We start from the raw sequence: 13,398 nt of genomic DNA on the forward strand, positions 1-13,398 counted from the left end.
TTGCCGAAGCGAATCCCTTTTCTGAAAATTTATGTACTCTGACTTTTAGTCGATAGAAAAGTCGGAGTTTGGAAATTTCGGGTTGAGGGTTACTTCGTCAACCGTCATTTTGATTTGCTGTGGGCCCACCTGCTGATCGATCTCTGAAGCGAACTTCAGTCCGTCAAACTCTCTGTAAGACTTGATCATTGTGGTTTGCGTAACCTCACCTTGCGGAGTCTCCTGAGTCGACATGCTCATGATTTTCAATCCGCTGTCTACTGCATAGTACTCAGTGGTTTTGGCTCCGCTCGGAGTGGTGATTTCCACTACGTAAGCTTCCTGGCCTTCTACATCTTCGATTCCTTTCAAATCTAGTTCGTAGCCCATCTTTTCGTAAGCTGCCTCTGGGAGGATTTCCGCTTGCACGGCCATTTCCTGTGCGTCTTCACCTTCGAGCACCTGCTTTTGTCCCATCTGGCTGACCATGGCTTTTTCGCCATCGTAGATCTGTTTTACAAAAACCTGCTCGCCCTGCGAAACGGTCATGCTAAACTGGCCTTTACGGTTTTGCTTCATCACCATGGTGAGATTCATTGGTCCCATGGCCATGCTGCCCTGCTGGCGAAGTGCGTTCACCTTGTCCCAGTTTTCTTGTCCACCAGTCGCCTCGATGTAGTTGTCGATAACGTCTGCGGCAGTCATTCCCTCTGGCGCTGGCTTCATGTCTACGTATTCGCCTCCGTAGCGATTGCGCAGCTCTACTTTGTTTTTACCGCTAAACTTGGCCAGCTTGTCGGCTACTTCATCGCGGTTACCCACAACAGTAATGTAGGCGTTGGCCGGCTTAATGTATTTCTCAGCCATGGCTTTCACGTCTTCTTTGGTCACCGCAGCGAGGTTCGAAAGATAATTTTGGTAGTAATCTTCCGGCATGTCGTAGCGCTCGATGTTGAGTGCAAAACGGGCGATGGTTTGCGGACGCTCCAGTGAGCGGGCAAAGTTTCCATTCATTCCGTTTTTCACAAACTGAAGCGTAGAGTCTGCCACCATTTCATCGGAAATGTTTCTCAGCTCGTAGAGAAATTCAGTGACAGCACTGTCTGTAACTTCATTTCTCACACTTGCATAGGCGCTAAAGTATCCAACGTGCTCGTCTGTGCTCAATTGCGATCGGGCTCCATAAGTGTAACCTTTGTCTTCGCGCAGGTTTTGCATGAGGCGGCCGCTAAAAACTCCGCCACCGAGAATGCTGTTCATCACGTCAGCCTTGATGGCATCTGGCGATCCTGGTTTGAGATCGATCGGGTAGGTAATGTTGATCACCGACTGCTTGGCGTTTGGCAGTGGCACAAAAACAACGCGGTTAGTTTCAGGTGGCGTTGGTTTTGGATACATCGTTTTTTCAACTTCACCGCGTTCCCAGCTTCCGAAGTGCTTTTCGGCTTGCTCGCGGGCTTCTTCAGCGTTTACATCACCCACCACCACGAGGTAAGAAATGTTTGGCTTGAAGAAATTGTTGTAGTACTCAATTAAATCTTCGCGGTTGATTTTCTCTACCGTTTCCTCCGTGGTTTGCTCACCGTAAGGGTGGTCGAGACCGTAACGCATCGCTTTCACGATATTCGAAGAAATGCTGTTCGGGTCAGTTTTGGAAGACGCCAGTCCACTGAGTGTTTGCTTTCTCACTTTCTCGAGTTCGTCTTCCGGGAAAGTCGGGTTGAGAACCACGTCCGACATGATTTCGAGGAGTTCATCAGAGTGCTTTTTCAAAGAGCTGGCATAAGCTCCAGTCGAGTATGTACTCATGCTCGCTCCGATGTAGTCGATGGCTTTGTCGATTTCTGTCTTCGATTTGGACTCGGTACCAGCTTTGAGCAGTTGCCCGGCCATTTCTACGTAACCCGCCTTGTCGCCTTCGATCACAGGGTCGCGATCTACGGTGAGCTGGTAAGAAACGCGTGGAAGTTTGTGATTTTCCACAACGATCACTTTCAGGCCGTTATCGAGAGAAAAAGTGCTGTAGTCTCCGAGATTAATTTCTGGGGCTGGACCGGCTTCAGGAGCCTGGGTTCTGTCCAGATTTTTTGATGGGCTACAGGCAAAAATGAATGCCGTAACCAATGCTAATGAAAGATATAATTTATTGAATTTCATTTCTCTTGCGATTTTATTTCAATCCGATTTTGTCGGTGAGTTTTTAGTCTGACTTATTTTACTGAGCTGGTGTCGCCTTCTTTTTCCTGCAAGAAGTAGAGCACTACTCTGTTCTCTGGCACGTAGTATTCGTTGGCCACGCGCATCAGGTCTTCTTTGGTGACTGCCATGTAGCGCTCAATCTCAGTGTTGATGAGGTTGGCATCGCCAAGATACATGTGGTAGTTTGCCAGACTTTCGGCAATTCCCGCAACTGTAGAATTTCGAACGATGAAATCGTTTTCGATTTGGTTTCTCAGTTTTTGGTACTCCCAGTCGCTGATTTTTTCGTTTCTCACTTTTTCGAATTCCGCATTCATTGCTTCCTCCACATCTTTAGGAGCTACTCCGGCATTGGCCAGTGCAAAGGCGATGGTAAGTCCCGGGTGTTCGAGTTCAAAAGAAAACGCTCCGCAGAACATCGCTAGTTGCTTTTCTTCAACGACTGACTGATTTAACCTTGAGCTTTCACCATCAGAGAGCAATGTGTTGAGCATGTCAACTGCATAAAAATCTTCAGTTCCCTGAGCGGGGATGTGGTAAGCCTGAAGAATCATTGGCAGCTGGTCGTCACCCCAAACGGTGTCTCGAACTTCTGCTGTTTTCTCTGGCTCTAATTCCGTCACTTCAGGAATTTCCTTTTCTCCGCGAGGAATGCCGGAGAAATATTTTTCGATAAGTTTTTTGGTCTCTTTGATATTGAGATCACCTGCGATAGAAAGTACCGCGTTGTTGGGCACGTAGTAGGTGTTGTAAAAGTCGATGAAGTCCTGCTCCTCAGCAGCGTTGAGGTGCTCCATCGAACCAATTGTGGTCCAGCGGTAAGGGTGCTCCACATAGGCGTGTTTCATAGTTTCTTCCAGCAAGTTTCCGTAAGGCTGATTATCTACACGCTGGCGCTTTTCTTCTTTCACCACCTCGCGCTGTGTTTCAATACCAACTTCTTCCACCTTCGCGTGGAGCATTCTTTCTGATTCTAGCCAGAGGCCGAGTTCCAGTTGGTTAGACGGGAGCACTTCGTAGTAGAAAGTGCGGTCGTTCGAGGTGTTCGCATTGAGCGTTCCACCGGCATTTTCAACGTACTCGGTGTACTCACCGCGACCGATGTTTTCAGATCCTTCGAAAAGGAGGTGCTCAAAAAAGTGAGCCATTCCAGTTCTGCTGGTATCTTCATTTTTAGACCCAACGTGATACATGACTGTCACTGCTACAATTGGCGTGGACTTGTCCTGATGTAGAATCACATGGAGTCCATTGTCGAGCGTGAATTCTTCAAACTCGATTTCATTGGTTTGAGCTATTGCTGCGGTGCCTGTAAACAGCGCCACCACGAGCAAGCTGAGGGTAGTTAATTTTCTCATAATTTCCGATTTTGATCGACTAAAATAGAATTTAGATTTATCCTTACTAAATTAATAATGGCGACCGGTACAAATGGTTCACGACCGGTTGTATGGCAAAATGAATAAGAACGGTTAATTTTGGCGCTCTGCAACAAATAAAATCGAAGAAAAATGGGTCATCAAATTTCCAGTGAAGAGCTCACGCTCGAAAAGCTTCAAAAGATTATTTCTGAAAAGCAATCCTTATCACTCTCTGAAAAGAGCAAGAGCTTGATTGAAAAATGCAGGAATTATCTGGATGAGAAACTGGAAGATGGAGACCATACGATCTACGGAATCAATACCGGATTTGGGTCGCTTTGCAACACTGTGATCGACAAGGATGATCGCGAGCAGTTGCAAATTAACCTGGTGAGATCGCATGCCGCGGGAGCAGGAGAAGAAGTGCCGAAGCACATCGTAAAGCTGATGCTTTTGCTAAAAGCACAGGGATTGAGCTACGGCCACAGTGGTGCGCAACTGGCCACTGTTCAGCGCCTAATCGATTTTTACAACAACGATATTCTACCTGTGGTCTACCAAATGGGATCGCTCGGAGCTTCCGGGGATTTGGCTCCGCTGGCGCACCTTTCTCTTCCGCTTTTTGGCGAAGGGGAAGTATACTATAAAGGAGAAAAACAACCGGCCTCAAAAGTGCTGGAGCAGAAGGGCTGGGAGCCACTGACATTGAGGAGTAAAGAAGGTTTGGCGTTGCTTAACGGAACTCAGTTCATGTCGGCCTACGGCTCGTGGGGTGTGTTGAGAGCGCAGGAACTTTTGAAGTGGTCAGATTTGATTGCAGCACTTTCACTCGAAGTTTATGATGGACGGATTGAGCCGTTTCACAGCTCGGTTCACAAGGTGCGAAAACAACCGGGACAATTGAAAACTGCCGAGCGTTTTCAGAAGCTACTTGCGGGAAGTGAACTCATCACCAGAGAAAAAGAACACGTTCAGGATCCGTATTCATTCCGCTGTGTTCCGCAGGTTCACGGAGCTTCAAAGGACGCTGTGGAAAACGTGGCTCGCACTTTCGAGAATGAAATCAACAGCGTCACCGACAACCCGACTGTTTTCCCTGATGAGGATTTGATTATCTCTGCCGGGAATTTTCACGGTCAGCCGGTGGCAATGGCTCACGAGCAGCTGGCTTTGGCGATGGCCGAAATCGGCAGCATTTCCGAAAGAAGAACTTACAAATTAGTGAGCGGAACTCGCGGGTTGCCAGCCTTTTTGGTTGACGACCCGGGGTTGAATTCCGGATTTATGATTCCGCAATACACCGCAGCTTCTATGGTGAGTCAAAACAAACAGCTATGCACTCCTGCTGTGGTCGACACCATTGATTCTTCAAACGGACAGGAAGACCATGTGAGCATGGGCGCAAATGCCGCAACCAAGATGTTCCGGGTGATCGAAAACGTGGAGAACATCCTGGCGATTGAGCTGCTCAACGCTGCTCAGGGACTGGAGTTTAGAAGGCCTGCAAAGAGCTCCGCGAGCATTGAAAAGTTATTTTCAGCATTCAGAGAAAAGGTGCCTTTCGCAGAAAAAGATGTGATCATGCACGATCTTATGCAAAAGAGTTTGAAATTTCTTCGCGAGAATCGTTTTGAGGATGTAGTGGCATAAAAAACTGATTCTTAAAGTTTCGAGAACAATTACCAAGTCGTTTTTGAATTGATCTCATTTCCCTTCTCCTGTCTCGACTCCGCTCGACAGCCGGCCTACCCGCTCAATTCAGACTGGTGCGTTTGGAGGTTCTCGAGCGGAGTCGAGAGACAGAGTTGCGATAATCCTCAAAAGGCTGCCAATTAAGTCAATAAAACCAGATTCAGTTTTTTTGCATAAAAAAACCAACCCCTAAAATCAGATTAGGAGTTGGTTCATCATTAGGCTTTAGCCTTGTTTGTCGAACCTCCATAAGCAGTGAACCTTCTAATTTTCACTGTGATCACAAGGCGTTGTTAGCGATTTGCGATTTGTTTAAAGCAAATTTTATCAGGCCATCGCCTCTTCGTTGATTTGAGCTTTTGCCAATTTTTTAAGTCTTTCATCCGCTTCTTTTTCTTCATTAAGCGTTTTCTTCAAGTGATTAAGCACCTGCTTTTCGCCAGTCATTTCTGCGTAAGTGCAAGCCGAACCGTAACCTGCTATTTGGTAGTGCGCAATTCTTTGAAACTCTGCAATCATTCCGGCATCCTTCACTTCATCTTCGGCTTCCATGGCCGTCATGTCTTTTGCTTCGCGGATCAAGCCAGCCATTGCCTTGCAAGTTTCTTTTTCAGGGTTCACTTCCAAAATTTTGCTGACTTCTACCAGTCGCTCACGCTGATCTTTCGATTCCTGCAGAATGTCATCGACCAAAGACTTCATGTCGTGGCTTGTTATCGATTCGGCCAATGATGGCACAGCTTCGATAAACTGAGTTTCTGCTGAGTATAAATCTTGTATTTCGTGTTGTAATAAATCTCTTAGAGTCTTCATAATTTCTTGGTTTTAGGGTTCAACAAGTTCACTTCAATCGGCTCAAAACCAATGCCATTTAAAGGAGATTCGGGACGTTGCGGTCTGCGAAATGAATTCCAAATTTTGGTTGTGAATCTAACTTCACAGATTTCAATAGAAAGCAACACTTTTTAAGAAATCGAAAATGAACCAAAGACGGGCTCACTTCGTTTGTTTTGTGATGAAAAAGTTCAAGTTTATGTCCAATCACAAGTTTTTCAATTTCGCTTTTTTGATGATGCTCGTGCTGTCTTCGTGTTCAGCGCAAGACCGCAGCTCGTCAGACTCAAATGAGTACATCGAACCGAATGAGCTTTCCGATGCTCAAAAAGAACAGCTCGAATCAGCAGTGTTTGCCGGAGGTTGTTTTTGGTGTACTGAAGCCGTTTTTGAAAGAGTGGAAGGTGTGGTAAAAGTCGTTTCCGGTTACAGCGGAGGCGATGAGTCAACAGCCGATTACTCTATGGTGAGCAGTGGCAAAACGGATCATGCGGAGGCCATTGAAATTTTTTACGATCCCGACAAGATTGACTACCGCACGCTGGTGAAAGCGTTCCTCGGTGGACACGACCCAACGCAGCTCAACCGCCAGGGACCGGACGTGGGAACTCAGTACCGCTCGGCCATTTTTTACAGAACTGAAGAAGAGAAAAAGATTGCCCAGGAGGTCATCTCTGAGTTTGAGGAAAAAGGTGTTTACTCAGATGAGATTGTCACCAAGCTTACTCCGTTTGACGGTTTCTACCTTGCGGAAGATTACCACCAAAACTACTACAGGCTAAATCCAAACAACAGTTACATCCGCAGTGTCTCCAAACCCAAGGTGGAAAAATTCATGAAAAATTACCCGGAGTTGCTGAAGGAAGAATATCGGAAGAAGTAGATAGTGAAGGGTAGTCCTGAATTGTTCGGCCGGTATTTCGAGTTTGTAGATATAAAGTAGAAACAAAGTTGTGGGGGCTAAAACCTTTAGCCTCAGTTTAAGTTTTGAGGTTTGTTGTCTTGGTGCTTGTGGAAGTAGAGTCAAAGTGAAGTTAAAGTTGTGGGGCTAGCTGGGCTCCGGTGTCCTGAAATTCGAAAATTGCGATTGTCTCCTTGGTGCCCTTCCCCATAGTTGTAAAGCCCTGCTGTGGCTATGTGTTTTTATCACTCGCATTTAGAAAAATCTGAGAGCTTGTAGTCGTTTAGTGATTGATGTGGTTCAAACTCTTGGGATTTGTTTTTTGGGATTTGGAATTTTAAAAGTTGCCAGTTGCCAGCTCCGTGCCTCTTCCCGCAGTTGTACAGATCTACTGTGACTATGTGTTTTATTATTCAGATTCAGGAAGAGCTGGTGAATTAAGCTCATCTATCAAATGTAGTGGCCAAGGCATTTGGGATTTGTTTTTTGGAATTCGGAATTTTGAGGCTTGCCCATCGCCAGTTGCCAATTACCCGCTACCACTCATCTACCACATTTACCATTAACAATTTTTGTTCTCGCTAACACTGAGCCATGCAGCGGATAATGCTACTTTTGAAACTGTTATCCCAAATCCGACCAAACCATGATCCGGCTCTCAGGCATCGAAAAATCATATAAAACCGGCAATACCTACCTCAAGGTTTTGAAGGGAATCGATATGCACATCAAAGAGGGTGAGCTGGTGTCGATAATGGGTTCATCTGGTTCGGGGAAGTCCACATTGTTGAATATTCTGGGGATGCTCGACAATTACGACAAAGGAACCTATTACCTCGATGGAACGCTGATCAAAAATCTTAGCGAGCGCAAGGCAGCAAAATACCGCAGCCAGTTTCTGGGTTTTATTTTTCAGTCTTTCAATTTGATCGGTTTTAAAAGCGCAATGGAAAATGTAGCTCTGCCACTTTACTATCAGAAAGTGCCGAGAAAAGAGCGGAACGAAGAAGCAAAAAAATATCTCGATAAGGTCGGTTTGCTCGACTGGGCAGATCACTTACCCAACCAACTTTCCGGAGGTCAAAAGCAACGCGTGGCCATTGCCCGTGCGCTTATTTCAAAGCCAAAAGTGATCTTTGCCGATGAGCCAACAGGAGCGCTCGACACCACCACTTCCTACGAAGTGATGGACCTTCTCAAAGAAATTAATGCCGAAGGAATCACGGTGATTATCGTAACTCACGAACAAGACATTGCAGACATGACTCAGCGAATTATTCGCCTTAAGGATGGTCAAATCGTCTCAAGAGATTACGAAGTAAACCCACAAACGCCCTAATCACAGCCATGTTTGATTTCGACAAGTGGATAGAAATTCTCGTGACAATGGCCAAAAATCCATTGCGCACCATCCTCACTTCGGTGTCGGTGGCTGTTGGGATTTTTATGCTCGTCATCCTGCTCGGCCTGGGTAACGGACTACAAAATGGCGTTCAGGGAATGTTTGATGACGATGCGATCAACTCACTTTGGATTCGTAGCGGTACCACAACTATGCCCTACAAAGGGATGAAGCCCAATCGCGATATCAACTTCACCAACGAAGACTACAATATGGTTTTGCGTGAAGTGAGAGGTATTGAATACGCTACGGCCAGAGTTTGGATTTGGGGTGCCACAGTAGAGTATGGCCGCGAATCTGGAAGTTACATGGTGAATTGTGTACATCCGGCACATGCCGAACTCGAAAGAACCATCATGACAAGCGGGCGCTACATCAATCAGGAGGATGTCGAAAATGAAAGAAAGGTAGTCACCATCGGTCAGGATATCGTGGACGAATTGTTCAAAGGCACTGACCCAATCGGAAAATACATTGAAATCTACGGAGTGACCTTCAGAGTGGTGGGTACTTTCAAAGACGAAGGGTCAGAAAGAGAAAACCGCGTGGTTTACGCTCCGGTGAGTACTGGGCAAAAGCTCTTCGGTCGTGGAAATCGAATCAATATGTTTATGGCTTCCACAGGCGAGCAACCGCTGGTGAGAACAATGGCTATGGCCAACGAAGTTGAACTTCTTTTAAAAGAAAGGCACATGGTCCACCCTGACGACAGAAACGCCATTCGTGTGAGGAACAACAACGAGGAGTTTTCAAACGTAATCAGCATTTTCCGCGGGATCGATGCCTTCGTTTGGGTCATGGGGATTTGTACACTTTTCGCTGGTATCATCGGTGTGGCCAACATCATGTCGATTGTGGTGAAAGAGCGCACCAAGGAAATTGGGGTACGAAAGGCACTCGGAGCCACGCCTGGTTCTGTGGTGAGTCTTGTGATTCAGGAGTCTATCGTTCTTACTGCCCTGGCTGGATTGGTTGGTTTCATGGCCGGTGTACTATCACTAGAACTCGTGGCGAGTTTTGTGAATCACGACTTTTTCAAAAACCCGGAAATCAATCTGACGATCAGCCTGGCGACCATCGGAGTGCTCATCGTAGCAGGGGCACTCAGCGGATTGGTGCCAGCCATCAGAGCGGCAAATGTGAAACCGGTTGAAGCCCTAAAAGACGAATAAAATGTTTGACAGAGACCGTTGGTTAGAAATATTGCAAGTGCTGATGCGCAATCCGGTGAGGAGCTTTCTCTCAGCACTCGGAGTGGCCTGGGGCATATTTATGCTTATTCTGATGGTTTCTGCAGGCCGCGGTCTCAAGAATGGTGTGACATCCGATTTTGGTGACGGGCCAACCAACAGCATGTTCCTTTGGACACAATCTACCAGCATGCCTTACGCTGGCTACGATCGCGGTAGAAGATTTTCGCTTAACAACAGCGATGTGGAATATCTAAAGGAAAATCTGCCCGAGATGAAATTAATTTCTCCGAGAAACCAACTCGGTGGTTACCGCGATGCTAACAACGTTATTCGAGGAACGGAAGCCGGAGCTTTCAGTGTTTATGGCGATTATCCTGCCTACGAAACCATCGAACCGATGGACGTCTATCTCGGGCGATTCCTAAATCAGCGCGATATCGATGACAAGCGAAAGGTTTGCGTGATCGGTAGTCAGGTGTACAATCAACTTTTTGAACCTACAGAAGAGCCAATAAGCGATTACATCCAGATCAGTGGTGTGATGTTTAAGGTCGTGGGGGTGTATCGACCGACTGGCTCCGGTGAAGAGGCAGAAGAAGAAGCTCAGTCGATTTACGTGCCTTTTACCACTTTCCAAAAAGCATTTAATTACGGAGATCGAGTAGGCTGGCTGAGCATGATGAGCGCGCCTGGGGTTAAAGTTTCTCAGATGGAAGAAAAAGCAAAAATGCTTTTGAAGGATCGCAAATCAATTCATCCAGACGATCCGAGAGCTTTTGGCTCCTGGAATATGGAGCGCGAATTTGAAGAGATGAATTTAATTTTCACGGCAATAGAAATCGTGGGCTTCGTGATTGGTGCATTGGCCCTAATTGCTGGAGTCATCGGAATTACCAACATCATGCTGATTACTGTTCGCGAGCGCACCAAAGAATTTGGAGTGAGACGAGCACTCGGTGCCACACCTTCTGATGTTGTGAAACAAGTGTTAACAGAAACGTTACTGCTCACAACTGTGGCGGGTTTCGCAGGGCTTTCAATAGGAATATTATTAGTGGAAACAGTAAATAAGTTACTAGCTGGAATGGGCTCTACAGGAGCTTTTAGAAACCCTGAGATCGGACTTTTGCCGGTGATGGTTGCACTATTGGTGCTCATCGGTGCCGGAGCACTAGCGGGATTGCTGCCCGCTGTGAGAGCCACAAGCGTGAGACCTGTTGACGCTATTAGAGCTGAATAAAATTTAAACAAACAAAGAAGCAGACATGAACAAAGGCTGTTTGATTTTTCTGATCGTAATTATCGTTCTCGTTGTAGTGGGAGCCGGAGGTGCCATTTATTACCTCTACGGTAAAAATGAACAAGGTCCGGTGACCTACAACACCGAACAACCAACCCATACCGACATCGTGAAAAAGACGGTGGCCACAGGGAGCGTGAAACCCCGAAAAGAGATCCTGATCAAGCCCCAAATCAGTGGTGTGATCAACGATATACTTGTAGAAGCTGGCGATAAAGTAGAAACGGGCGCTCTTATTGCCAAAGTGCAGGTAGTGCCAGATATGGTGGGGCTCAACAATGCCGAAAATAGAGTGAGCCGGGCAGAGATTGCACTCGACAATGCCAACATGGATTACGAGCGAAACAAGCAACTTTTAGATCAGGGGGTAATTGCTCCGGCAGAATTTCAGCAGTTTGAAATTGCCAGAAGAAACGCTGTCGAAGAGCTCAAGGCGGCTGAAGACAACTATCAAATTTTGAAAGAAGGAGTTGCCAAGAGTTCGAACCGAGCCACCAACACACAGATTCGCTCAACTATTAACGGGATGGTGCTCGATGTTCCCGTGGAAGAAGGGAACTCGGTGATTGAGCTCAATAACTTCAACGAGGGGACCACAATCGCGTCTGTGGCCGACATGGACGATTTGATTTTCGAAGGGAACGTAGACGAATCTGAAGTGGAAAAGCTCAGCCAGGGAATGGATTTGATCCTTACCATCGGGGCCATCGAAGATGCAACTTTCGATGCCAAGCTCGAATACATTTCTCCGAAAGGAGTGGAGGAAAATGGCGCCATTCAGTTTCAGATCAGAGCGGCCGTTCAACAGCCTGACGATCGTTTTATTCGCGCTGGATACTCTGCCAATGCCGATGTGGTTTTGGACAGGAGAGACAGCGTTTTGGCGATTTCAGAAAGTCTCGTGCAGTTCGACAAGGAAGATCAGCCTTATGTGGAAGTAAGCACTGGAGAAAACGAATACGAACGCAGAGATGTGAAACTTGGTCTTTCTGACGGCATCACCGTTGAAGTGCTCGAAGGCGTGGAAGAAGGTGATGAAATAAAAATCTGGAACCGTCCGATTCGTAAATAAAAGGTCAGAAATCAGCCGAAAAAGATTGCTAACTTTGCGGGCGCTGTTGGAAAAATCCGGCAGCGCCTTTTTAAATTCACCGCTATGGCCCTGATCGAAGAATTTGACAAATCTGGAAACTGGCTTTTCCGTTGGAGGAGCTTTTTACCCATCACACTTTACGTCCTTGCTGCACTGGTAATACTTGCCGATGTGGACAACGCCATGGATCATCAGGCGCTCGACTGGTCGGTTTTTTGCCTGGCGGTTTCGATGTTTGGGTTGTTGATTCGAGCTTTCACCGTGGGCTACACGCCTCGCGGAACCAGCGGGCGTAACACCAAAGAAGGTCAGGTTGCTGAAGTACTTAATACCAAAGGGATTTATTCGGCAGTTCGCCACCCGCTTTACCTTGGGAACTTTTTCATGTGGCTCGGAATCATTCTTTATGTTGGTAATTGGTGGTTTACGTTGGTTTGCTGCCTGTTGTTCTGGCTCTACTACGAGCGAATCATGTTCGCAGAAGAACACTTTCTAAGAAAGAAATTCGGTCAGGCTTACTTAAACTGGTCGGAGAAGGTGCCGGCATTTTGGCCAAACATTTTTCGCTGGCAAAGCTCAGAAGTTCACTTTTCGCTGCGCAACGTTTTGAAACGCGAATACAATGGATTCTTCGCTGTTTTCGTGTCGTTCACTCTTTTGAATGTCATGAAAAACTACCTGATGTACGAATCGACAAAACGCGAATTTCTTATCAGCGATTTTTGGTTCTACGCCATCATGGTTTCGTTCGTGATATTCCTTGTTCTTCGCACCTTGAAAAAACGCACAAAAGTTCTCGATGTAAAAGGAAGAGAGTTTACCGCATAGCAAAATGGCAATAGATCAAAACATACTCGTCACTGTAGACACGTTGGTTTTTCGCATCACCGATGAGGAAAATTACGAGGTGCTTTTGATCGAGAGAAAGAATGATCCGTTCAAAGGCCAGTGGGCGCTCCCCGGAGGTTTTGTAGAAGATGAAGAAGATTTGCCCACAGCCGCCATCCGCGAGCTCGAAGAAGAAACCGGAATCGGAGATCTAGTCGATTTTGAGCAATACAAATCCTATGGAAAGCCCGGTCGTGATCCACGCGGCAGAACAGTCACCTGTGTTTTTTACGGATTCCTTAGTGACGAAGCTCCAGAAGAAAATGCCGGCTCAGATGCAGCCGATGCAAAGTGGTTTTCAATCTATCAACTGCCAGAACTCGCCTTCGATCACGCCCTGATTTTAAGCGATGTGAAGGAGCATTTGGGGTTGTGATTCAATTAGGAAATAACAATTCGGAAATTCTTTAACCACTTCCTTCCTACTGCCATGCTATGATGCCAGAGGCATCGAATATTTGTAGCATTGAACGTGATAAGCTCCCAAATCGGCCCCAGCGGGGTCGCACCTTTCTGCTGTCTTGAGTTTTTTTGAGCAGAGCATAATATTCGACCC

11 protein-coding genes are annotated in these 13,398 nt (G+C 46.5%); 8 read left to right on the forward strand and 3 right to left on the reverse strand.

Features of this window, described 5'->3' with window-relative positions:
• Positions 1 to 45: 45 nt before the first annotated feature.
• Together ABHV44_RS14885 and ABHV44_RS14890 are read right to left on the reverse strand one after the other, a co-directional pair.
• Positions 46 to 2,136, reverse strand: coding sequence for a M16 family metallopeptidase (locus ABHV44_RS14885; protein ID WP_459075509.1), 2,091 nt, complete (start codon positions 2,134 to 2,136; stop codon positions 46 to 48).
• A 53-nt stretch (positions 2,137 to 2,189) separates the two neighbouring features.
• On the reverse strand, positions 2,190 to 3,536 hold the full coding sequence (locus ABHV44_RS14890; RefSeq protein ID WP_459075510.1) for a M16 family metallopeptidase: 1,347 nt from the start codon (positions 3,534 to 3,536) through the stop codon (positions 2,190 to 2,192).
• 153 nt (positions 3,537 to 3,689) lie between these two features.
• Here ABHV44_RS14890 and hutH point away from each other — a divergent pair, with 153 nt between their 5' ends.
• Positions 3,690 to 5,189, forward strand: coding sequence for a histidine ammonia-lyase (hutH, locus tag ABHV44_RS14895; protein ID WP_459075511.1), 1,500 nt, complete (start codon positions 3,690 to 3,692; stop codon positions 5,187 to 5,189).
• Between the two features lie 369 nt (positions 5,190 to 5,558).
• Here hutH and ABHV44_RS14900 read toward each other — a convergent pair whose 3' ends face one another.
• Complete coding sequence (locus ABHV44_RS14900; protein ID WP_459075512.1) at positions 5,559 to 6,044, reverse strand: YciE/YciF ferroxidase family protein; 486 nt, start codon at positions 6,042 to 6,044, stop codon at positions 5,559 to 5,561.
• Positions 6,045 to 6,264: 220 nt separating this feature from the next.
• Here ABHV44_RS14900 and msrA point away from each other — a divergent pair, with 220 nt between their 5' ends.
• The 7 genes from msrA to ABHV44_RS14935 all read left to right on the forward strand — a co-directional run bounded on the left by msrA (position 6,265) and on the right by ABHV44_RS14935 (position 13,218).
• Positions 6,265 to 6,948: a peptide-methionine (S)-S-oxide reductase MsrA gene (gene msrA, locus ABHV44_RS14905; RefSeq protein ID WP_459075513.1), complete on the forward strand. Its 684-nt coding sequence runs from the start codon at positions 6,265 to 6,267 to the stop codon at positions 6,946 to 6,948.
• A gap of 664 nt (positions 6,949 to 7,612) precedes the next feature.
• The gene (locus tag ABHV44_RS14910) at positions 7,613 to 8,305 is read left to right on the forward strand and encodes an ABC transporter ATP-binding protein (RefSeq protein WP_459075514.1); all 693 of its coding nucleotides are present in this window, start codon (positions 7,613 to 7,615) and stop codon (positions 8,303 to 8,305) included.
• An 8-nt stretch (positions 8,306 to 8,313) separates the two neighbouring features.
• Positions 8,314 to 9,540 (forward strand): ABC transporter permease, encoded by a 1,227-nt coding sequence (locus ABHV44_RS14915; RefSeq protein ID WP_459075515.1) that lies wholly within the window; start codon positions 8,314 to 8,316, stop codon positions 9,538 to 9,540.
• A gap of 1 nt (position 9,541) precedes the next feature.
• Positions 9,542 to 10,801 (forward strand): ABC transporter permease, encoded by a 1,260-nt coding sequence (locus tag ABHV44_RS14920; RefSeq protein WP_459075516.1) that lies wholly within the window; start codon positions 9,542 to 9,544, stop codon positions 10,799 to 10,801.
• Between the two features lie 25 nt (positions 10,802 to 10,826).
• Positions 10,827 to 11,933 carry an efflux RND transporter periplasmic adaptor subunit gene (locus ABHV44_RS14925; RefSeq protein ID WP_459075517.1) on the forward strand — a complete coding sequence of 369 codons (1,107 nt, stop codon included), beginning with the start codon at positions 10,827 to 10,829 and terminating at the stop codon, positions 11,931 to 11,933.
• Between the two features lie 84 nt (positions 11,934 to 12,017).
• Entirely contained in the window at positions 12,018 to 12,782 is a 765-nt protein-coding gene (locus ABHV44_RS14930; protein ID WP_459075518.1) for a methyltransferase family protein, read from the forward strand.
• Between the two features lie 4 nt (positions 12,783 to 12,786).
• Positions 12,787 to 13,218 carry an NUDIX domain-containing protein gene (locus ABHV44_RS14935; protein WP_459075519.1) on the forward strand — a complete coding sequence of 144 codons (432 nt, stop codon included), beginning with the start codon at positions 12,787 to 12,789 and terminating at the stop codon, positions 13,216 to 13,218.
• Positions 13,219 to 13,398: the final 180 nt, after the last annotated feature.

The organism is Halocola ammonii (assembly GCF_049334165.1).
Lineage (GTDB): Bacteria > Bacteroidota > Bacteroidia > Flavobacteriales_D > Sanyastnellaceae > JBEGHD01.

Bases quoted from the DNA above. Each gene is read 5' to 3' on its own strand.
- ABHV44_RS14885 (WP_459075509.1), bottom strand. From the start codon at position 2,136: ATGAAATTCAATAAATTATATCTTTCATTAGCATTGGTTACGGCATTC.
- ABHV44_RS14890 (WP_459075510.1), bottom strand. From the start codon at position 3,536: ATGAGAAAATTAACTACCCTCAGCTTGCTCGTGGTGGCGCTGTTTACA.
- hutH (WP_459075511.1), top strand. From the start codon at position 3,690: ATGGGTCATCAAATTTCCAGTGAAGAGCTCACGCTCGAAAAGCTTCAA.
- ABHV44_RS14900 (WP_459075512.1), bottom strand. From the start codon at position 6,044: ATGAAGACTCTAAGAGATTTATTACAACACGAAATACAAGATTTATAC.
- msrA (WP_459075513.1), top strand. From the start codon at position 6,265: ATGTCCAATCACAAGTTTTTCAATTTCGCTTTTTTGATGATGCTCGTG.
- ABHV44_RS14910 (WP_459075514.1), top strand. From the start codon at position 7,613: ATGATCCGGCTCTCAGGCATCGAAAAATCATATAAAACCGGCAATACC.
- ABHV44_RS14915 (WP_459075515.1), top strand. From the start codon at position 8,314: ATGTTTGATTTCGACAAGTGGATAGAAATTCTCGTGACAATGGCCAAA.
- ABHV44_RS14920 (WP_459075516.1), top strand. From the start codon at position 9,542: ATGTTTGACAGAGACCGTTGGTTAGAAATATTGCAAGTGCTGATGCGC.
- ABHV44_RS14925 (WP_459075517.1), top strand. From the start codon at position 10,827: ATGAACAAAGGCTGTTTGATTTTTCTGATCGTAATTATCGTTCTCGTT.
- ABHV44_RS14930 (WP_459075518.1), top strand. From the start codon at position 12,018: ATGGCCCTGATCGAAGAATTTGACAAATCTGGAAACTGGCTTTTCCGT.
- ABHV44_RS14935 (WP_459075519.1), top strand. From the start codon at position 12,787: ATGGCAATAGATCAAAACATACTCGTCACTGTAGACACGTTGGTTTTT.